This window comes from Moorena producens PAL-8-15-08-1, assembly GCF_001767235.1.
Classification (GTDB): Bacteria; Cyanobacteriota; Cyanobacteriia; order Cyanobacteriales; family Coleofasciculaceae; genus Moorena; species Moorena producens_A.
The window spans coordinates 1,742,383-1,762,313 of sequence record NZ_CP017599.1 but is presented as its reverse complement, the minus strand read 5'-3'; the positions used below and the strand labels follow the sequence as shown (position 1 = coordinate 1,762,313).

Genomic DNA, 19,931 nt, shown 5'->3' with positions numbered 1-19,931 from the left:
AGATTTTAGAGAAAAGGGATCACAAATCAGGCGATTGATTTTATCGCTGAGCTTTCTTCTAAATACTCCAAGGTTTTAAGCAGACGAACTGCTGAGTGATAGGCTTCTTCAGTTAATTCATGACGTTCCTGAGGGCTATCCACTAGGTCATTAACCACTAACTGCAAGCAAACAATCATTGGGGTCAGGTGAGTTCGCACTTCATGGGAGGTCTTGACTAACTCCTTTTTGACCACATTTTTAACCTCTCCATCGCTATTGTGCTCAAACTGCATCTTGTACAAACGAGAGTAGTAACCCTCCTTCTTAAGCAGTTCTTCATGGGTGCCAATCTCAACCACTTGCCCTTTGTCCATAACTACGATTTGATGAGCTTTTTGGATCGTGGACAGTCGGTGAGCAATGACTACCGTTGTGCGATCGCGACAGAGTTCATCAATAGCTTGTTGTACTAGCCGTTCGGAAACCGTATCTAAGGCACTGGTTGCTTCATCTAAAATTAAAATATCTGGATTCCGCAGCAGTGCCCGGGCAATGGCCATGCGTTGGCGTTGTCCACCGGATAAGAGTACACCGCGATCGCCTACTTTGGTATCAAACCCTTGGGGTAATTGCATGATAAATTCATAGGCATTAGCTCGTTTCGCTGCTGCAATAATATCTGCCTCGGTAACATCTTTCATTCCATAAGCAATATTGTTGCGCACCGAATTATTAAATAAAAACGTATCCTGACTGACAACCCCCATCGCTTGTCTGAGGGAACTGATATCGTAATCCTTCAAATCTGTGCCATCGATAGTGATTCGTCCTTCAACTGGGTCATAAAATCGTGGCAACAAATCTGCCAAGGTTGACTTACCGGCACCGGAAGCACCTACCAATGCCATAGTAGTGCCTTTAGGAATCGACAAATTCACCCCATTGAGTACCGAATCCTGATGACCAGGATAGGCAAAGGAGAGATTTTCAATGCGAATTTCTTGGGATAGCTTGGTGTAGATATTTTTGCCATTGCTCATGATCGGTTTGTTGTCTCGCCGCAAAAAATCAGCCACGATTGCTGTACTAGCAGACACATTAGCAAACCGACTTCTTTGGCCATTCAACTGACTGATTACTGGTAACAAACGGAATAGTAAGAATAAATAAATCCCCAAAACAGTAGATATCGCTTCCAGTTCTTCTGCTGAACTATCTTTCAACAGGAGATTTTTGCCCACAAAGACGATGGCTAAAATTGCCAATATTCCCGAGACTTCATTAATGGGGTTAATTGCCGCAAAATTAGCTTGAGATTTAAATTCAGCCTGTTCACGTTCATCAATAAATTTTTCAATTCGTTGATATTCATCTTGTTCACTACTAACTGATTTAATTAACCTAATTCCCGTTAAAATTTCCAGTAAGGCTCCTGAATATCCTCGGGATTTTTCTGATAGAACCTTACCAAATTCTTTAGAGCGCTTAACAAAAAATTGATTAATGACGAATACACCAAGTAATAGAATGCTTGTTGCAATAGTTAGTTGCCACGAAATCGAGATTAGAAGAAATACAAATACAAAAATTGTGATTACCGTCGTAAATAATTGAATGGCAAGTTTAATGGCATTTGCACCTCGACCAATTTCTTGACTAATCCGATTTATAATATCACCAATTTTGGTTTTGGCATAAAAATCTAGATCCACATCCAGAAGTAATTTAATCCCTTCTTTACGAAAGGTATTAATTAATTTTTTGGATAAATGGGTAGACACTAAGATATTGACATAGTTAGCTACATTTTTCAGGACAATGGCTAAGAGAACTACAAGTACCATAATCAGCAAGCGATCGCCCCCTTCAAAGCCCTCAAAAAGACCCATGGTTTTCTGAATGATAGGCGGGGCTTTGCTTAGCTCTAGTTTCTTTTGACCTAAAAATTCCAGCACTAACGGCACAATTATGGTTGTACCAACACTATTAAACATGGCACTGGAAAATCCCAGCAGGACAGTCAATACAATCCAGGTCGGATGCCGTAGTGCGTAGCTTAGGAGTAATCGATTAGGAGACATGATTACTGTTTCTTTATTGTTGAGTGTTGACTGTTGACTGTTGGTATAGGGGAAGACTTACGTATGCTCTATTCAAGCATAAACAGTCAACAAAAAAGCTTTTACTTAGTGAGCCAAATTATATGTTGAACAGCTTAGCAGATTATAAATCAGCAATAACATCTGCAAGAACTGCCGCCATGGCATCAACACTATGGTACTTTACGCATAGCTCCCTGGCTTGAAGTCCTTTATGATTGGCAGCATCTAGATTCTGAAATACCTGTTGAATCGCCTCAGCTAGTTGTTGTGGCGAACTAGGCTCAACCAGATAACCGGTATCACCTAAAATTGTTGGGATATCCCCAACACGGGTAGACAAAACTGGCTTAGCCATTGCCATACCATCTGTCAATTTTAAGGGAAACTGAGCTCTAGCCGCCAGAGTATCTCGCTGGGGAACCACCACAATATGAGCTGCTGACAGAACCTCTGGCATTTCTTCGACTGGGGTTCTGGGCAATTTAAGAATCCAACGTCCCCATTTTTTAATGAGTTGTTGATCATAATCATCATAGGGACTGCCTCCGACAATCACCAATCTTAAGTCTGGCTGATTGAGATACTCTAGCGCTACTAAAATATCTTCAACTCCTTTGTGGGGTCGTGGCGCACCAGGAAACATTAATACCCGATACTCCGATAACCCATAACGCTTGCGGCTGAGTTCTGGGTGATACTGCTCCGGGTCAAACAGATCGGTATCTTTACCATTGGATAGATAGACACCACCGAAGCGTTCCTTGAGAAACTGAGTATCTATAGTGATAGCGTCAGCATAATTGACAAACTTTTCTAGCCATTTGATATAGAGGGGATGGTCTGGATATTTCAATTGACCATCTTTGGTAAGAATATCCCTACCGAACTGTTTAAGACTCGGACGATACTGCCATTGGTCGCCACCATACCAACTTAGTTCCCAATCATCCATATCCAGTATGATTGGACGACGGCTAGTAAACTTTTTCAGCAGAGACAGACCAAAACTGGTGGGTTTGGGTTTTACGGCATAGATAATATCGCCATCTATCTTTTTTAACAGGTCTCGGGCAGCGGTTAAGACTCCAGGATATTTACCACCAGGGACGGAAGTAATGGTAAAACCAGAGGGAGGAGTGGCATATAACTCCTTCCCAAACATAAATCCCACAATCTCTATGGCATAGTTGAGCTTTTTCAGGACTTGTCCTAGCAAAAATGCCCGGATAGCACCACCACCGGACAAGTCACTAACAACTAGGGAAACTTTTTTGTTCATCCGATTTCGATAAAACTGGTACACGATACATGGTGATCAACTTCTCGTGTGAAAGTGATGAGTCCCCTTGGGTTTAGCAAGATATCCCAATTACCACGCACTAATGGTCACTAAAGAGGAAGTTGGGAGTCGGGAGTCGGGGTAACAAAATTGAATTTACCTCATAATTATGGAATTGTCCGATAATCTCAACTCGGGAGCTATTCGGAAGTGCTTACCAGCTAAACCCTTAGTGCTAAGGTTCAAATCTCAGGAAGACCAACCATTACCTTTCGATTTAGGTAGGGTGATTGACACTTTGCTAGATAAACACTTTAATCAGGGAAATGGAAAATGGCGCATAGAATCAGTATTCCCGTTTCAAGTGCTATAATCTCAGGTGTGATCAACTATCACCCTTTCCACACCCTAATCTAATCAAACAAAAAATTGACGAACGACACTAACCCCTAAAGCGTTGAACGTTTCAGGGGTGTGGTAGATAGAAATTTAGAATACTAGGTAAGAAGGGAAATAAAGGAAACAGAGAGAACACAGGGAAGTAAAGGTTTATCATTGCGGTGCGACCCGTGGCAAATTTAATTCGACGACTGTAAGCGCACCGGTACATCCGGCCAATCGCCAACCCTTTCCCTATGTTCCTACTCCATCGTTGGATTAGGCAATTATAGTTAATACTTCAATATACCTTACATAGAACCCCTAAGCCTAACATCATTAATCATTAATCCTTAATCCTTTATGCTGCGGGAACCCTAAGGCCAGCATCGGTGACCCCATGGCGCTTCTGATGCCATTGCCAGGCGTGGGATAAGATGGTATTTATATCGCAATATTGGGGATACCAACCCAGAAGTTTTCTGGCTTTGTCACTACTACCGACCAAAGCGGGCGGATCACCAGGACGGCGATCGCATTCTATAGCTTTGATCTCTTGTTTTGTGACAAGTCTGGCTGCCTCAATGACTTCTTTGACTGAGAAGCCGTTGCCATTACCTAAGTTAAAGATTTCACTATCCCCACCCTTTAACAAATAGTCCAACCCCAAAACATGAGCAGAGGCTAAATCCTGGACGTGAATATAGTCCCGAATACAAGTTCCGTCAGCTGTGGGATAATCGGTACCAAAAATGGAGATGGACTCCCGTTTACCTAAAGCAGTGAGCAGCACTAAGGGGATAAGGTGGGTTTCGGGAGTGTGGTCTTCCCCTAGCCTACCCTCTGGGTCAGCACCAGCGGCATTAAAATAGCGGAAGGTTACGGATTTTAAATCATAGGCGGTATAGAAATCGGATAAAATCCGCTCTACCATTAATTTACTCGCCCCATAGGGATTAATTGGGTTTTGGGGATGATCTTCTGGAATCGGTACAGTTTTTGGTACCCCGTAGGTAGCACAGGTAGAAGAAAAGACTAATTTATTAATAGATGCTGCTACCATAGCTTCCAGGAGTGTTAGTGTCCCGGTAACATTATTGCGGTAATATTTAGCAGGGTCAGTGACCGACTCTCCTACGTAGGCATAGGCAGCAAAGTGCATGACTGCACTGATATCATAGTCACTAAAAAGATTGTCGAGTAATACCCGGTCATTGGTATCACCGACAACTAACTTCACCTTGAGAACATCTTCGACTATGTCTCGATGACCATAGACTAAATTGTCTAGAACCACCACTTCGTAGCCAGCTCCCAAGAGGGCTAATACAGCATGGGAGCCAATATATCCGGCTCCCCCCGTAACTAGCACAGTTGCTTTGGATTGCGACACTTGAATACCTCGCTAGTCTAGATTTTTGCTTTTACCAAATTATTCCCTGGGATGACTTATAATTCCGCAAACTTCGGTACAATTGTAATCCCATTAGTAGATGCCAGAGTTGAGTTGGTGATGCTTAAACCTAATTGTGACGCAATAGTCAAGCTGATTCATTATTCCGGTTAATTATTTTGGCTTCAAGTCCCACCTCCTAGCGGTAAGGGGGTTGTAGGATTCAATGGCTGTCAGACGCGCTTTGACAATAATTAAAACAATACTCCATCCATAAGGATGCTCAGGGCGGATTGCGTCTATAAGTCTGGGGTAAGGTAGTGTTTCTGACATAATCACAACCAAGATGGATGGCTTTACGGAACCCTGCGGCTAATAACAAAGGCTTGGTTGTCATCCCACACTTTCAAGATGGTAAAGTGTGGGTCGTTGTCACTGTGGGTCTCTAATTAACTAACTTGATAATCAACTAATTTCACACGACCAGTCTGAACATTATCAAATATCCGGTTAATCTGGTGGCGTTCTGCGTCGTTTATATTGTAATCGCAGAGGAAGGCACTCGTCAGCTGTAAATACTCTTGACGGCTCAATTGACCTCTGGTAATCATCTGGTTTACCATTGTCTCTATGTCCAGCTTGGATTGGCGTTCGGATGTAGACGCTACAGATTTATGGTTTGGTCGATGGGAACTGAAAAATGCGGATTCTGGGGATAGAGCGGTTTTCATGGTTATTTAGCACCTCTGTATAATTCAATCGAGCCAACCTTAATGGTTAGGGTCAAAGGAAGTATTGCGAGTAAAGAATAAATTTTGATGGTAGAAAAGACAGTTGGCTGAAAACCTCCTTGACCATTTATTCTCTTTACCAGGCAACCTGGCAATGTCTTTACCCGTTTACTTTTATCATGACACCGCCAATAAAAGCAAGATATCACAGCAAAGAAAGAAAAAAACGACTTAATTATTAATGCTACCGACTGATTTGCTAATTAGTAGACAAAATGGCGAAGAAATCATTCCCAAACGGTTGCTGATTAACAATCAGACCTGTGCTATGGCAGCTGAGTTAATCGACTGCTTTATTGAGGCTACTGGTAGTACCCAAGGGGACCTAGACCGTAAGTTGTCCGATTGGGAAGGAGATAGCCCTGACTACCGGGTTAAACGAGGTTTAGCCCATATTCTTAAAACGAGCTTCAGTACCTTTGAAGTTGTTAGCCCCATAGACCCTAAGGAACTCCGCCAACGAGTCTTTGCTCTGGCGGCTCAATCTGTCCCTAGTCGCCAGGCAACTCAGACCACTCTAGAAAGCGTGAGCACTGCTTTATCTGAGGAATTAAACCAGGAAGTGTTGCCTGAGCAAATTTCTAAAGGACTTTATGCGGATTTACACGAAAATCGTATTCTGACTCAGTTCGATCACCCAGCACCAGAGGCATTACTGCATCGCTATAATTTATCTCAAGTCCAGGGTATTTTTTATCGGGCATCTGAGATGACTCTGAATGCTCACCGCAATGTTCCAGGGGAGTATAAGCTATTAATCCGCTATTTGAAGTTGTTTCAGCTGATGACTTACATTGAAGGGGATGCGGATCATGGCTTCACGATTACTATTGATGGACCGACTAGTTTATTTAAGCCGAGTACTCGCTATGGTTTAGCGATCGCAAAACTGATTCCAGCCTTACTACACGTTACTAAATGGAGTCTCAAGGCTACCTTACAAAGCCGTGACTCTTACAGCGGTACGATCAAGACGGGGCATTTTAGCCTTAATGACCGCTGTGGCTTGGTGACTCACTATCCCCCTGGTAAACCCTACGACAGTATGTTAGAGGCTTCCTTTGCGAAGCGTTGGGAATCTCAGAAAACTCAGTGGGTGTTAGAGCGAGAAGTGGATTTAATTCCTATTCCTGGTAGTGTGATGGTGCCGGATTTTCGGCTTGTTCATCCTGATGGGCGAAATTTCCTATTAGAAATTATTGGTTACTGGCGTCCAGAGTATTTAAGGAAGAAATTCGCTCAGGTGCGCAAGGCCGAATGTGACAATTTGATTCTGGCGATTTCGGAACGGTTAAATTTGGATAAAGCTGGGGTTACGGTGAAGAATTTACCAGCTCAAGTTGTTTGGTTTAAAGATAAACTTTCACCGAAAGCTGTGTTAGAGCTTTTGGAATAGTTTGGACAGTGCGTAGGGTGCGTTAGGGGCGGGCTTGCCCTCATGTTCAACATGTTTGCGCCTGGTTGAGACAGCCCGCCCCGTAACGCACCACCCAAGGCCGAGCCCTGATTTTAAACCTCTTCGCCCCTGGTTGAGACAGCCCGCCCAAAAATTGAAACAGGCAAGATGCCTGTTCCACCAAGATGCCCATTCCACCAAGATGCACATTCCACCAAGATGCCCATTCTACCCACCGGGTCAAACAGCAAAAATGAGGAGATGCACCCCAGGAAACAGCAATGCAGCGCGGTCTCGCGCTGCATCAAGGTAATAAAATTGGATTTACCTGATTAGGATTAAAAACGCTATAATTACATGTTTAGGGGTGTGGCGGGACAAACACTCTAAATGCGATCGCTTTTTTGTGCGTTACATCGAAGGCAAAGAAGTTGAAGATTATCCCAGGTAGTTAAACCACCTTTGCTAAAAGGATGAATATGATCAGCTTTAAGCTCTCGAAATCCTTTGGGTCCTCGAAATAACCTGTGACACAGAGGACAGACATACCCATTTAACTCGCTATTAAAATTCTGCCTAAAGTAAGCTTCTTTCCAAGTTAAAGGAAAAGTTCTTAGGCTAGGATTACAGGGAGATAGTCCTTCTGGTAAATCAACCATTTTGATGTCTATTTATTCAAAATTAATCTAACAATTTCAACAACTTTATCACACTGTTGCTTCTGTCCTTTTTCTCCAGTCCATTGACCTTTTGGTTCTGGGTATCCATTTTTTTCATTAAGTATCTCTCTGGCTTTATTTCGAGGGGTACGAATGAATTCACCCGCATGATTCCATTGTGTATCTGATAATTCTTGGGGAGATATTTTTAGCTCAGCAGCTCCGGCTATAAAGAGAGCAAGCTGCTTGTACTTATCGACACTAATTCCGTTCAAGCCTCGTGATAAAATGAATTTCATCCAATTAACAAATAGGGGAAAATACTCTTCCGAAATCACTTGAAAGTTTGAAAGTATTTGTGGGCTTCTTTCTTCTTTTGAATCTTCTTGATACTGAAGTTGACTACAGTAAATATCTAAGGCGTTCTCCGTTGAGCCGTTAAAAGACATTTTGAGATGATTCGGCCTTTTCAATAAATCATCAAGTTTTTGACGTTCAAGACAGATTAAGTACCACAAGAACATCAATGATGGTGTTTGACCTTTTGCTTTTTCTTTACCATGCCACCATTGGTACCAAGGCTCTCTAGCTTCATCAAATTTATCCCAAGGATTAGAAAGTCCTTGTCTTTGCGCTAACTCAATCATTCGTTGAAAAGGCTTTGTAGTAGAGTTGGGTTCATCATCTTCACTCACCTCTTCATTAGTGTCAGTAGGATTATCATGAATTCCAACTAAACGAATAAACGTTACACTTCTAGACTGACTGTAATAAGCTAAACGAATATCTTGACCAGAAAGAGGAGTTCCTCCTTCGTTGATTCGTCTAAATATTTCTAGCTTAGTTTGTAACTCTATACTTTTAGGAAGATAAATTATAGTCAGCGGATAATCATTAAATATATCTTTAAGATCATCCTCCAATTCGCTGTATTTTTTGCCGATATATAGATGAGCGTCTGGTAGAATATAGTCAATAGTTTTATCATCACTAATCGAAAACTCATCATTAGCAAAACTTCTGAGAGTGTTGAGTCGTTGTTGCCCATCAACTACTTCGTATTTTCGGGTATCATCTTCACAAAAGAAGAAACCTGGAATAGTAAGGTTGTTAAGAATAGACTCAATAAAAAGTGATTGTTTCCTAAGGTTCCATTGATTAGCATCTCTCTGGTAATCAGGAATATAGACACGCCTTTTTTTTAACCTTCCTAAGATTGTGTCTATGCTTTCGCTTTGAGCTTTTGTGGTGTCTTGTACTAAAGGTTCAAACATACAAGTTAATTCTGATCCTTTTAATCACTACTGGAGGCATACTCTCCTTGGTTATAGCTATATAGTTCCCTCTTAAAATTCCGAATTAACAGGATTAGATGTAGCAACCCAAAATCATCCCCATGCCCAGCGGAAAATTAGGGCAAGCCCAAGGGTGGTGCGTTACGGGACGGGCTGTGCCAGGGGAGAACAGGCGGAAAATCAGCGTGAGCCCGTCTTATTACGCACCCTACGGACTAGATTATTCCTTCAAGGGTGTCTCAAATATCACCACATGGTTGAAATTGGGCAGCAAGCGCTTGAGAGCTTGCTGATACGTTCCGCATCACTGCGCCGATTGAATCGCGCTACAGTCAGCCGTTGCATCTTAGGTAGGTGCCGAATTACACACCACGGTTTCAATCGGTCTCGGTAAGTTTGTCGAGTTGATATCATATAGTGAAATACCCCATTTCTATGGGTTGTTTTAAGAAAGGCGATCACCCAGTAGTTTTGCGGCCTCTTGGGTGATCGCCGAATATTCTATTTACTATTAAATATGTAGTTGCGTAGTTTGTCAAGTCCAAAATGGGATTAATTAGGTTGCGAGTTCGAGAATTAGCGGCAGAGAAGGGTTGGACCTTGAAAGAACTTTCCGACCGTTCCGGAGTAACCTATAGCACTGTGGCTAGTTATGCCCGACGTGACGCCATGAGCATGACGGACTTTACAGCAATTCTGAAGCTAGCTCGCGCTTTTGATGTTATGGTTGAAGATTTGGTAGAGGTTATAGAGGAGTAGGGAGATGGGGAGATGGGGAGATGGGGAGATGGGGAGATGGGGTGATGGGGTGATGGGGTGATGGGGTGATGGGGTGATGGGGTGATGGGGAGTAAGAACGAAATGCTCTACAAAGATTGACCAGGGGCGGGTTGATGTCTGAGATGACTAAAACACTCAACCCGCCCGGAGAGATTAAATGGGAAAATTACAAACTAGTAAGTTGCTGTTAACCCAAGTGTGACATACTCCCACACTGACCTTACAGGTTCAGTGTGGGCTTCATTAAACTAAGCCAGTGAGTCACCCCACTGACTCGTCTTCAAAACCGTACGTGACACTTTCGTATCATACGGCTCCTCATTACAGTACAATCCTTGACAGTGGCTCCTCTAGAACGGGTTTTCATCTAATTCGTTAGAACTAAGTTTCCTTCCGTGTTTGGCATCGTGACAATGTAGGTGTAGTAATTCCAGATTTTTATCTGAATTGTTTCCACCCAGTGCGCGCGGTGTTATGTGGTGCTTTTCCAATAAATCTCCGTCTCTGAAAGTGAGACCGCAATGAGTGCATTTCCCTTCTTGCCGTTCTAAAAGCCTTCCCTTTTGAGTGGTCATCTCGGGATGTTTTCTCATTCTGGTATTCCAATAGATTAGGTCTCCATCGTATGGACTCCTGGTGTCTTGAACCTTAATGTGTCTGACAATTTCTGTTTTGGCATGTCTAGGGAGGTAGTTACCGTCCTCGGTCATGAACATCCAGTTGTCTCTTTCTATGGTTCCCCAATACTTATTGATTACCCAGGATTTTGATTTGTTGGGATGTCTCCTGTAACCCCATCTTTGAAGTTTGTTCCAGAGCAGGTTTCCAACCGTTTTGAAAGTTTCTTTACTACAGACTCCTCTGTAGTAATTACTCCATCCGCGTATGATAGGTTTCAACCGGCTAATTAAAGCCTCTTGTGGAGCAGCTTTATGTCGTTCGATGACCTTTGAGAGCTGCTTATAATGCTCTAGTACTTTTTCCTTAGATGGTTTGATGATGGTTTTAAAACCTTGCTTTGAGTGATTTTTACCTACTTTGTATTGACGGATATTGAATCCTAAGAAATCAAATCCATCAAATGTGTGGGTAATTTTGGTCTTGCTGGGTTTTAATTCCAATCCCATGTCATTTAGCCATTCATTGATGATTCTCTGACATTCTTCTACCACTTTCTGGTCTTTATGCATGATGACAAAGTCATCTGCGTAACGAATCAAGTTTAATGCCTTTCTATTTGTGGCTTTCCTTCCATTCATAGATTCTGCGTATTTTTTGATTCGATTTTCCATTCCGTGAAGGGCTATGTTCGCGCTTTTGTGGAGAAATAATTCCACCCTGTGGAGTGCCTTTGTCTGTAGGCAAGAATGTATTATTATCCATCACACCGGCTTGAAGCCAGGACTTAATTAAACGTCTCATGGAAGGATAAGTATTTAATTTTAAAAGAAGGGCATCGTGATTGATTTTATCGAAGCATTTAGAGATATCAGCGTCTAATACCCATTTAGGCATTTTGTTGATTCCACTAAATATTGCTTGGATGGCATCATGACATGAGCGTCCTGGTCTGAACCCATATGAGTTGGATTCAAATCGTGCTTCCCATTCAGGTTCTATGGCCTGTTTGGCAAGTGCTTGTAGAACACGGTCGTAAATAGTTGGGATACCTAGTGGGCGTTTTTCCTTTCTTCCGGGTTTGGGAATCCAGACCCTTCTGGTTGGCTTTGCCCTTTTTTTGGGGGTTTTCAGGTTGGCTACTAAGGTGAGGCGTTGCTTATTGGTTAAAGCTTTAACCCCATCTATTCCGGCAGTCTTTTTACCTTTATTTTCTTGGGTAACCCTTCTGACCGCAATCATTTTGGCTGTCCAGGATTTCATCAGAGTCTTTTGCAGCTTTCTAACCGCGCGGACATCACCACGAACAGAGGCTCGAAATATTCGTTTTTGCAACTTAAACAAAGTCTTTTCTAGCTTTCGCCAGTTGACTTTATTCCATTCCACCGTCTGGTTTTCCAGCGTTTTAGACTTATTCATTGTTACTTACAACTATTTCTCTTCCTGTAACGTGAGTCTGTCAGCGTATCCTGGGCATTACCCCAGGCGTTGGCTTCTGACTCAATCTCGCCCTCACATGACTTGCGGCTAACTACCTACTCAATAATCGACCTTATTGAGAGTCCATGTGGGGGTTAATTCGTTCCTGATAACCATTCTGTGAACTTTTAGGGTGGTACTGTTCACCGGGAGCGCTCTTTTTATTGGAATCTTTATAGGGTGGCAAAACCTTATAAACTATGGCTCCTTTGACTGTTTGTCTGTAGCGTATCAAACCTTATTTCGCTACATGTGGTTGACGATGATTCAGATGTACCTTTCTCTCGTACCCATGAGTTCTTTGCCTGTTACTAACACCGGTCAGGTTAAGGGTGCTTCACCGTTCGACCCTTGCATCAATCCATGGGTTTGTTAAGTCCATGAACCAGGGTAGGGCTTTCACTCGGATTCCGCGAGGGATGGATTCTCACCATCATGGTTATCAAGTTGTCATGGTTCTGTTTCCAGACCCAAGCGGCTAATCCCCCAAATCCTTATAGGATAAGGTTTATAACCAACGAATCGCACTTACCAACACCACCCAACGGTATCGGCTTTCGCCTCCGCTGCGCGAACGGTTGCAAGGCCGTAGGCCACGCTACGCGAACGGTCAGCTTTACTGCTGACGGGATGCCCCACCGCCAATTTCAATATGTTAATTGCCGCATTCACATCTCTGTCAGCTACATAACCACAGTTGGGACAGGAATGAATGCGGTCTTTTAGTTTTTTAGGTACTTTTTTCCCACAGTTGGAGCAATTTTGACTAGTGTTTCGGGGGTTTACTGCTTTCGTTATTAGTCCAGCATTTTTGGCTTTGACTGACAATATAGACAGGAATTGTCCCCAACCAGCATCTAATATGGACTTAGCTAGTTTAGTTCTAGCCAGTCCTTTAATATTTAATTTCTCATGAGCAACTAGATCGTGGTCGTCTAGTAATCCTTTCGCTGTTTTAAAGTGAAAGTCTTTTCTGGTATCTGCTACCTTTTTATGAGCTTTCCCTAGTTTGCTGACAGCCTTTTTTCTATTACTGCTACCCTTTTTTGCCCTACTGACAGCTTTTTGGATTTTCTTTAATCGCTTTTGAGCCTTTCTATAGTGTTGAGGGATGGGTATCTCTAAACCATCCGACTTTACTAAGAACGATTTAAGATTAAACTAAGCCAGTGAGTCACCCCACTGACTCGTCTTCAAAACCGTACGTGATACTTTCGCCTCATACGGCTCCTCGTTATGTGAACCATTTTCATTGGTACCTTTAGAACGGGTTGGAATCTAACTCTATCGGTTTGATTTTCTTCCCGTGCTTCTTATCGTGGCAATGTAAGTGGAGTAATTCTAAGTTCTTCAACTCATTATTTCCTCCTAGTGTGCGTGGAATTTTATGATGTACTTCAATTAGGTCACCAGGTTGGAATTTGAGTTTACATTCTGGGCAAATTCCTTTTTGTCTGGAAAATAATTTTCCTTTTACTTGTGATGTCATAGGATGTTTACCCATTCTGTTTCCCCAATATATGAGGTCTCCTTCGTATATACTTCGGGTATCTTTGACTTTAACATGCCTTATTATGGGTGTTTTGGCATGTTTGGGTAGGCTTACCTCTTTGTCTTTGAATACCCAATTATCCTCTCCGGTTGTACCCCAATATTTGTTCATAACCCATGTGGCCGCTTTTTGAGGATGTCTCCTTTTTCCCCATCTTCTAAGTTTGTTCCATAGCTTTCTGTCTAAGTCACTGAATGTTTCTTTACTGCACACTGACCTGTAATAATTGCACCATCCTATTATTTGCGGTTTTAATCCGTAGATTAGATTCGCTTGGGATGCTGATTTATTACTTTCAATGACTTTTTCCAGTTTTTTATAATGCTCTGTAACTTTCTTTTTTGATGGTTCTATGATGGTTTTAAAGCCTGGCTTTGAGTGGTTTTTTCCTACTTTGTGTTGTTTGATATGAAATCCTAGGAAGTCAAATCCACTGTAAGTATGGACTATTTTTGTTTTGCTCGGCTTTAATTCTAATCCTATTCCTTTCAGCCATTTGCCGATTTTTTCTTGACATTCTGCTACCACTTCTTTGTTTTTGTGCATTATTACGAAATCGTCCGCATATCTTACGAATGTTAAGGCTTTCCGGTTTTTTTCCTTTGAACCTTTCATATTATTTGCGTATTCTTCGATGCACTTTTCCATTCCGTGGAGGGCTATGTTCGCCAGTAAGGGGGATATTATTCCTCCTTGTGGGGTGCCTTCATCCGTAGCGGAGAATGTTCCCCTATCCATCACCCCAGCTTTTAGCCAGGCTCTTATTAGTTTTCTTAGTGTAGGATAGGTATTCAGTTTTTTCAGTAATGCTTCGTGACTTATTTTGTCGAAGCATTTGGATATATCAGCATCTAATACCCACTTGGGTTTTTTATTAATGCTTGAGTATATCGCTTCTATGGCATCATGGCATGACCGTCCTGGTCGGAATCCGTATGAGTTTGGTTCAAATTTTGCTTCCCATTCAGGTTCTATAGCCTGTTTGGTAAGAGCCTGTAGTGCCCTGTCATAGATAGTTGGTATACCTAGAGGACGTTTCTCATTACGACCGGGTTTGTCTATCCAGACTCTTCTGGTAGGTTTTGGCTTCCTGTGAATTTTAAGAGAATCTACTAAGATTAGTCGCTGTTTCCCTGTTAGGGCTTTGCGTCCATCTATTCCGGCAGTTCTTTTACCTTTATTTTCTTGGGTTACCTTTCTTACCGCTAGCATTTTTGCCGACCAGGATTTCATCAAGGTTTTTTGAAGCTTTCTGACCACGGGAACATCACCACGTTTGGAGGCTTGATATATTCGTTGTCTTGATGCAGTCGCTCATGGGGGAAACCCCCAAGACCGCGCTGCATCGCTTTTGTAACTTAAATACAGTTATTTCTAGCTGGCGCCAATTTACTGTATTCCATTCCGACTTCTGGAAATAATCCTGAGTTTTAGACTTTTTCATTACTACTGACGACCAGATCTTTTCACAGTAACGTGAATCCGTCTGCATATCCTAGATATTACTCTGGGCTTTTGCTTCTGATTCAATCTTGCCTCCAAAGGACTTGCGGCTAACTACCTACTTAAGAAATCGACCTTTCTTAAGAGAACCTTTGGAAGTTACTTCGTTCCTAATATCCATTCTTTGAACTTTTAGGGTGGTACTCTTCACCGGAAGCTTTTAGGGAAATCTGTATAAGGATGAGAAACCTTATATACCTTTTAACTTCGTGACCTTTTGTCTGTAGCGTGTCAACCTTCTTTCGCTACGTGATAGTGACGATGATTCAGGCGTACCTTCCTTGCGTACCCATGAGTTCTTTGCCTGCTACTAACATCTTGTCAGGTTTAGGATGCTTCGCTGTTCGACCCTTGCATTAATTCAATGATTTGTTAATCTCATTAAATCAGGGTAAGGCTGTCACTCGGATTTCACGAGGGTCAGAAATTACCGAAAGAATAGTGCAGCCTTTATGGTCAGCAGGTTAGGCATCATAGGAGTAAGGTTTTGTACTAAGGCTGCACTATTCTAAGGTTTTGTCTCCGGGATGGTCTTTCACCATCATGGATATTAAGTTGTCTAGTGTTTTAACTAGCGGCCAATCCTCCCTTTATATAAGGTTTATAGCCAACGAATCGCACACCCATGTCTATCCCGATGGGGTTGGTCGCACTATCTACTGGGATAATCTCCGGTACAGTATCATCTTGGATTGACAATGTGACGTAATAGCCATCAGCCTTTCGGGTTATAGTAGCAGTCTTTATCTTGAACCCTTCTGGGATTGGCCGATGATAGATCATCTTAACCTTTCCAAATTTTGGGAGAGTTAAGATGTTTCCATTTATTGGGTTCTTAGACAGAGAGGGAAAAGTGAATGACCTATATCTGTTTTTTCCTTTAAATCGAGGTCTCCCGCTTTTCTTTCCATTACTGTCACCTTTTATAAACCGTTTAAAAGCAAGGTCAACTCTCTTTACGCAGTCTTGCAAAACTTGGGATTGAACAGCCCCATACCAGGGTCTATCTTTCTTTAGTTGAGGAAGAGTCTTCTTCTGGGAAAAATAATCAGGATTATTCCGTAAATTCGGTAAATGGCAGACAAGAGGACAGGAGTTGATGGAACAGCGATTTTGTTCATACCAGTCAAATCTGTCTGCAAGTAAGTAATTATATTGATGACGGAGCATATCCAGCCATTTTTCTATCTCTACCTCTTGCGACTTGGTCAACCTTAATCGGTATTGACACGCTGATATCATTGTTGCTGTCCTCTACTTTTCGACCTATTATTAGAGTAGCATACAGCTAGTCAAATGGCAAGTCAAAATGAAAACTATAAAAATGACGATACGATTAACCGAATACGAGAAGAGGAAGTTAGAACAAGAAGCAGAGAAAAGAGGGATGAACCAGTCAGAGGTACTTAGAAGTTTGATAGCTCGTTTCCCCGATCCCAAAGACTCTGTGTAAAATTCATCCCTCGAGACGAAACCTGATTGTTAGTGGAGCCTTGTCAGCCATGCAAAGCGCGAGTGGGGGAAACCACGGCAGTTGCTCATGGGGGAAACCCCCAAGACCGCACTGCCTCCCCAAGACCGCGCAAATCACGCTAATCAAAAATTTTTAACCAAAGGTGCGCTTTCCGTAGGCGAATTTAATTCGCCACGGGTCGCACCTCTTTTATGCATAACCGACCAACCATAAAGGCTCCACTATCCTTACGGTAACTTTAAACACTCATCCTTACGGATTGAGATGTGGGGCTTCTTTTACTGGACAGCTAAATCCGTTACTGCTCCAACACTACTGGAAGAGACTAAGGCGGCATACTTGGCCAATACCCCTGTGGTATAACGGGGCTTGGGTGGTTGCCAATTAGCGCGCCGTTGTTCTAATTCTTGATCGGACAGATTTAGTTGTAAGGTACGCTGATGGGCATCAATGGTAATCATATCCCCTTCTTGGACTAATGCGATCGCACCTCCAACTGCTGCTTCTGGTGCGACATGACCGACTACCATGCCATAAGTACCTCCAGAAAATCGTCCATCGGTAATTAATCCGACGGAATCACCTAACCCAGCACCAATAATGGCTGAGGTGGGAGCCAGCATTTCCCGCATACCTGGACCACCCTTTGGTCCTTCATAGCGCACCACAATCACATCACCAGACTTGATCTTACCGGCCAGAATCGCATCTAAGCAGGCTTCTTCGGATTCAAATACTCGCGCTGGACCAGTGATTTGAGGATTTTTTACTCCAGTAATCTTTGCGACTGACCCTTCTGTGGCTAGATTACCTTTCAGAATCGCTAAGTGTCCTTGAGCATACACAGGATTATCCCAAGGACGAATTACATCTTGGTCAGCAGGGGGTTGATCAGGTACATCTGCTAACACTTCCGCTATCGTTTGGCCGGAAATGGTCAAGGCATCCCCATGGAGCAAATCATGGACTAACAGCATTTTCATGACTTGGGGAATCCCTCCGGCGCGGTGCAAATTCACAGTGACATAACGACCACTGGGTTTGAGGTCACACAGCACTGGTACTTTAGCCCGCATGGTTTCAAAGTCATCAATAGATAACTCTACTCCAGCAGCATGGGCGATCCCTAACAGATGCAAGACGGAGTTGGTGGAACCACCTACTGCCATAATTACTGCGATCGCATTCTCAAAAGCCTTACGTGTTAGAATATCCCTTGGTAGTATTTGCTGGCGAATTGCTTCGACCAACACCAACGCAGATTTTTCAGCACTATCAGCTTTTTCAGCATCTTCCGCCGCCATGGTAGAAGAATAGGGCAAACTCATCCCCATTGCCTCAAAAGCAGAGGACATAGTATTAGCGGTAAACATACCGCCACAGGAACCAGCACCAGGGCAAGCGTTGAGTTCCACCGCCTTGAGTTTAGCATCATCAATCTTGCCAGCACTGTGTTTCCCAACCGCTTCAAAGGCACTAACTACCGTTAAATCTTCACCATCGAGATGTCCTGGTTTAATCGTGCCACCATAAACGAAAATTGCTGGGATGTTCATCCTGGCAATAGCAATCATCGCTCCTGGCATATTCTTATCGCAGCCGCCAATTGCCAAAACCCCATCCATACTTTGGCCATTACAAGCGGTCTCAATGGAATCAGCAATTACTTCCCGGGATACCAGGGAATATTTCATCCCTTCCGTTCCCATGGAGATCCCGTCACTAATGGTAATGGTACCGAACATTTGAGCCATAGCACCAGCAGTTATCAATCCCGCCTCTGCTCGTTTGGCCAAATCATTTAACCCCACATTGCACGGAGTAATAGTGCTGTAGCCATTAGCAAGACCAACAATGGGCTTAGTAAAATCGTCATCAGTGAAACCAACAGCCCTCAGCATGGCTCGGTTAGGCGCTCGCTGAACACCTTGGGTAACCACTTGGCTTCTCAAATTCTCCGGCATGGATATGTTCCCCTCAAAGGTTAGAGTCTCTATCAGAGATTTTAGATTTTGCTATCAAAATTAGCCATCATCAATCCCTATTGCCTATTGCCTGTTGCCTGTTGCCTATTGCCTATTGCCTATTGCCTCTTGCCTGTTGCCTGTTGCCTATTGCCTCTTGCCTCTTGCCTATTGCCTCTTGCCTCTTGCCTCTTGCCTACTCCCCACTCCCTAATATTTCATAATTGTCTGAGTAATAAACAATTACACTATCATTGCGCTTTTTGCTGGCACTTTGGCAAATAAACGTAGCATAGTCTAGCAATAATAATTCATATTAGATGCCATATAGCAGAACCACGTAGCTGATTAGTTGTCAAGATTAAAGGAATCATCATGGATGGGGCAGAATTACTGAAGCGATATGCTGCTGGAGAACGGGACTTTCCAGAAGCTAATCTAGAGGGAGTATCAATGGCCGGAGTAAACCTGAGCCAAGCTAACCTACGACGTGCTAATCTCAGTCAGAGTTGTCTCAAGGGCGCTATCCTTAAAGGTGTCAATCTGCGAGAAGCGAATTTATCTGGTGCAAATCTACAGGGAAGTTACCTGTGTGAAGCCAACCTCATTGTTAGTAACCTCAGTCAAGCCAATCTAGCCAAGGCTAACTTGAGTAATGCCAATCTACGCAGTTCCCGCCTAATTGGAGTCAATCTTAGTAAAGCTAATCTGAGTGAAGCAATTCTGAGTGAGGCAATTCTCCAGAATGCTAACTTGAGTCAGGCAAAACTAATTAGCACATCCTTGAATCGAGCCAAGCTTTCCCAAGCCCTTTTGGACGGAGCGATTTTAGAGGGAGCATCCCTCAACAACTCTATTCTGATCGAAGCGAATCTGATTGGGGCAAATTTGTCCCATACCCTGCTCAGTGGAGCCAACTTGACTAAGGCCAATCTCAATCAAGCAGACTTGAGTGGTGCCATAGCAAGTGGCTGCACCATGAGAAACACTATCCTAACGGATGCGAATCTCAGAGGAGCAAGGATGAGTTGGACAATTCTCCATGGTGCTAATCTCACTAAGGCTAATTTATACCGAGCTAACCTGTGTTGGTCGAATCTTACCGAGGCAATATTGATTGAAGCTGTTTTAATTGATGCTAATCTCAACCAGGCTAACCTGCGTGAAGCTAAACTTACCAAAGCGATCATGCCAAGTGGCAGTCAGCATCAATAGTTGAACAGTTCAAGCCAGATTTTGATCAGCCCAATCACGACCGTTTCCCTTGTCTATTAGGAACTTGAGCA

General features: G+C 42.9%; 17 protein-coding genes and 2 pseudogenes. 6 read left to right on the top strand and 13 right to left on the bottom strand.

Annotated features, from left to right (window positions below):
- Positions 1 to 26 precede the first annotated feature (26 nt).
- Together BJP34_RS06715 and BJP34_RS06710 are read right to left on the bottom strand one after the other, a co-directional pair.
- Positions 27 to 2,063, bottom strand: a complete 2,037-nt coding sequence (locus BJP34_RS06715) for an ABC transporter ATP-binding protein (RefSeq protein ID WP_070391675.1) — start codon at positions 2,061 to 2,063, stop codon at positions 27 to 29.
- Between the two features lie 142 nt (positions 2,064 to 2,205).
- Entirely contained in the window at positions 2,206 to 3,363 is a 1,158-nt protein-coding gene (locus tag BJP34_RS06710) for a glycosyltransferase family 4 protein (protein WP_070391674.1), read from the bottom strand.
- A gap of 169 nt (positions 3,364 to 3,532) precedes the next feature.
- On the opposite strand from BJP34_RS06710, the gene BJP34_RS06705 reads away from it, so the two are divergent.
- Entirely contained in the window at positions 3,533 to 3,736 is a 204-nt protein-coding gene (locus tag BJP34_RS06705; protein WP_070391673.1) for a hypothetical protein, read from the top strand.
- Between the two features lie 366 nt (positions 3,737 to 4,102).
- On the opposite strand, the gene galE is transcribed toward BJP34_RS06705, so the two are convergent.
- Positions 4,103 to 5,134, bottom strand: coding sequence for a UDP-glucose 4-epimerase GalE (gene galE / locus BJP34_RS06700; RefSeq protein WP_070391672.1), 1,032 nt, complete (start codon positions 5,132 to 5,134; stop codon positions 4,103 to 4,105).
- A gap of 449 nt (positions 5,135 to 5,583) precedes the next feature.
- On the bottom strand, positions 5,584 to 5,865 hold the full coding sequence (locus BJP34_RS06695; protein ID WP_070391671.1) for a hypothetical protein: 282 nt from the start codon (positions 5,863 to 5,865) through the stop codon (positions 5,584 to 5,586).
- Between the two features lie 241 nt (positions 5,866 to 6,106).
- On the opposite strand from BJP34_RS06695, the gene BJP34_RS06690 reads away from it, so the two are divergent.
- Positions 6,107 to 7,321, top strand: coding sequence for a DUF790 family protein (locus BJP34_RS06690; protein WP_070391670.1), 1,215 nt, complete (start codon positions 6,107 to 6,109; stop codon positions 7,319 to 7,321).
- 113 nt (positions 7,322 to 7,434) lie between these two features.
- Here the strand turns inward: BJP34_RS06690 and BJP34_RS38935 are convergent, their stop codons facing one another.
- The 3 genes from BJP34_RS38935 to BJP34_RS06685 all read right to left on the bottom strand — a co-directional run bounded on the left by BJP34_RS38935 (position 7,435) and on the right by BJP34_RS06685 (position 9,254).
- Positions 7,435 to 7,626 carry a hypothetical protein gene (locus BJP34_RS38935; RefSeq protein WP_149030840.1) on the bottom strand — a complete coding sequence of 64 codons (192 nt, stop codon included), beginning with the start codon at positions 7,624 to 7,626 and terminating at the stop codon, positions 7,435 to 7,437.
- Between the two features lie 81 nt (positions 7,627 to 7,707).
- Positions 7,708 to 7,980, bottom strand: a complete 273-nt coding sequence (locus BJP34_RS36220; protein ID WP_083305035.1) for an HNH endonuclease — start codon at positions 7,978 to 7,980, stop codon at positions 7,708 to 7,710.
- 8 nt (positions 7,981 to 7,988) lie between these two features.
- Positions 7,989 to 9,254 carry a DUF262 domain-containing protein gene (locus BJP34_RS06685; RefSeq protein ID WP_070391669.1) on the bottom strand — a complete coding sequence of 422 codons (1,266 nt, stop codon included), beginning with the start codon at positions 9,252 to 9,254 and terminating at the stop codon, positions 7,989 to 7,991.
- A gap of 567 nt (positions 9,255 to 9,821) precedes the next feature.
- On the opposite strand from BJP34_RS06685, the gene BJP34_RS06680 reads away from it, so the two are divergent.
- Positions 9,822 to 10,034 carry a helix-turn-helix domain-containing protein gene (locus BJP34_RS06680; RefSeq protein ID WP_070391668.1) on the top strand — a complete coding sequence of 71 codons (213 nt, stop codon included), beginning with the start codon at positions 9,822 to 9,824 and terminating at the stop codon, positions 10,032 to 10,034.
- Positions 10,035 to 10,405: 371 nt separating this feature from the next.
- On the opposite strand, the gene BJP34_RS49955 is transcribed toward BJP34_RS06680, so the two are convergent.
- From BJP34_RS49955 to BJP34_RS06660, 5 genes and pseudogenes are all read right to left on the bottom strand, one after another.
- On the bottom strand, positions 10,406 to 11,347 hold the full coding sequence (locus tag BJP34_RS49955) for a group II intron reverse transcriptase (protein WP_070391667.1): 942 nt from the start codon (positions 11,345 to 11,347) through the stop codon (positions 10,406 to 10,408).
- Complete coding sequence (locus BJP34_RS49950) at positions 11,289 to 12,092, bottom strand: reverse transcriptase N-terminal domain-containing protein (protein WP_070391666.1); 804 nt, start codon at positions 12,090 to 12,092, stop codon at positions 11,289 to 11,291. Before BJP34_RS49950 ends, BJP34_RS49955 begins: the two co-directional genes overlap by 59 nt.
- 588 nt (positions 12,093 to 12,680) lie before the next feature.
- Positions 12,681 to 13,307 (bottom strand): annotated as a pseudogene (locus BJP34_RS36205) (RNA-guided endonuclease InsQ/TnpB family protein); the annotation flags it as partial.
- A 106-nt stretch (positions 13,308 to 13,413) separates the two neighbouring features.
- Positions 13,414 to 14,964 carry a group II intron reverse transcriptase/maturase gene (gene ltrA / locus BJP34_RS06665; RefSeq protein WP_418904110.1) on the bottom strand — a complete coding sequence of 517 codons (1,551 nt, stop codon included), beginning with the start codon at positions 14,962 to 14,964 and terminating at the stop codon, positions 13,414 to 13,416.
- 858 nt (positions 14,965 to 15,822) lie between these two features.
- Positions 15,823 to 16,449 (bottom strand): annotated as a pseudogene (locus BJP34_RS06660) (RNA-guided endonuclease InsQ/TnpB family protein); the annotation flags it as partial.
- 82 nt (positions 16,450 to 16,531) lie between these two features.
- Here BJP34_RS06660 and BJP34_RS06655 point away from each other — a divergent pair.
- Positions 16,532 to 16,660 carry a ribbon-helix-helix protein, CopG family gene (locus tag BJP34_RS06655; protein WP_229424271.1) on the top strand — a complete coding sequence of 43 codons (129 nt, stop codon included), beginning with the start codon at positions 16,532 to 16,534 and terminating at the stop codon, positions 16,658 to 16,660.
- A 299-nt stretch (positions 16,661 to 16,959) separates the two neighbouring features.
- On the opposite strand, the gene ilvD is transcribed toward BJP34_RS06655, so the two are convergent.
- Positions 16,960 to 18,645, bottom strand: a complete 1,686-nt coding sequence (gene ilvD, locus BJP34_RS06650) for a dihydroxy-acid dehydratase (protein ID WP_070391664.1) — start codon at positions 18,643 to 18,645, stop codon at positions 16,960 to 16,962.
- A 48-nt stretch (positions 18,646 to 18,693) separates the two neighbouring features.
- Between ilvD and BJP34_RS38925 the strand changes: the two genes are divergently transcribed.
- Together BJP34_RS38925 and BJP34_RS06645 are read left to right on the top strand one after the other, a co-directional pair.
- Positions 18,694 to 18,930 carry a hypothetical protein gene (locus BJP34_RS38925; RefSeq protein ID WP_149030839.1) on the top strand — a complete coding sequence of 79 codons (237 nt, stop codon included), beginning with the start codon at positions 18,694 to 18,696 and terminating at the stop codon, positions 18,928 to 18,930.
- A gap of 90 nt (positions 18,931 to 19,020) precedes the next feature.
- The gene (locus BJP34_RS06645; RefSeq protein ID WP_070391663.1) at positions 19,021 to 19,860 is read left to right on the top strand and encodes a pentapeptide repeat-containing protein; all 840 of its coding nucleotides are present in this window, start codon (positions 19,021 to 19,023) and stop codon (positions 19,858 to 19,860) included.
- Positions 19,861 to 19,931: the final 71 nt, after the last annotated feature.

Excerpts from the sequence above, each read along its gene's own strand:
- BJP34_RS06715 (WP_070391675.1), bottom strand. The coding sequence starts at position 2,063 with ATGTCTCCTAATCGATTACTCCTAAGCTACGCACTACGGCATCCGACC.
- BJP34_RS06710 (WP_070391674.1), bottom strand. The coding sequence starts at position 3,363 with ATGAACAAAAAAGTTTCCCTAGTTGTTAGTGACTTGTCCGGTGGTGGT.
- BJP34_RS06705 (WP_070391673.1), top strand. The coding sequence starts at position 3,533 with ATGGAATTGTCCGATAATCTCAACTCGGGAGCTATTCGGAAGTGCTTA.
- BJP34_RS06695 (WP_070391671.1), bottom strand. The coding sequence starts at position 5,865 with ATGAAAACCGCTCTATCCCCAGAATCCGCATTTTTCAGTTCCCATCGA.
- BJP34_RS06690 (WP_070391670.1), top strand. The coding sequence starts at position 6,107 with ATGCTACCGACTGATTTGCTAATTAGTAGACAAAATGGCGAAGAAATC.
- BJP34_RS38935 (WP_149030840.1), bottom strand. The coding sequence starts at position 7,626 with ATGCAGCGCGAGACCGCGCTGCATTGCTGTTTCCTGGGGTGCATCTCC.
- BJP34_RS36220 (WP_083305035.1), bottom strand. The coding sequence starts at position 7,980 with ATGGTTGATTTACCAGAAGGACTATCTCCCTGTAATCCTAGCCTAAGA.
- BJP34_RS06685 (WP_070391669.1), bottom strand. The coding sequence starts at position 9,254 with ATGTTTGAACCTTTAGTACAAGACACCACAAAAGCTCAAAGCGAAAGC.
- BJP34_RS06680 (WP_070391668.1), top strand. The coding sequence starts at position 9,822 with ATGGGATTAATTAGGTTGCGAGTTCGAGAATTAGCGGCAGAGAAGGGT.
- BJP34_RS49955 (WP_070391667.1), bottom strand. The coding sequence starts at position 11,347 with ATGGAAAATCGAATCAAAAAATACGCAGAATCTATGAATGGAAGGAAA.
- BJP34_RS49950 (WP_070391666.1), bottom strand. The coding sequence starts at position 12,092 with ATGAATAAGTCTAAAACGCTGGAAAACCAGACGGTGGAATGGAATAAA.
- BJP34_RS06655 (WP_229424271.1), top strand. The coding sequence starts at position 16,532 with ATGACGATACGATTAACCGAATACGAGAAGAGGAAGTTAGAACAAGAA.
- ilvD (WP_070391664.1), bottom strand. The coding sequence starts at position 18,645 with ATGCCGGAGAATTTGAGAAGCCAAGTGGTTACCCAAGGTGTTCAGCGA.
- BJP34_RS06645 (WP_070391663.1), top strand. The coding sequence starts at position 19,021 with ATGGATGGGGCAGAATTACTGAAGCGATATGCTGCTGGAGAACGGGAC.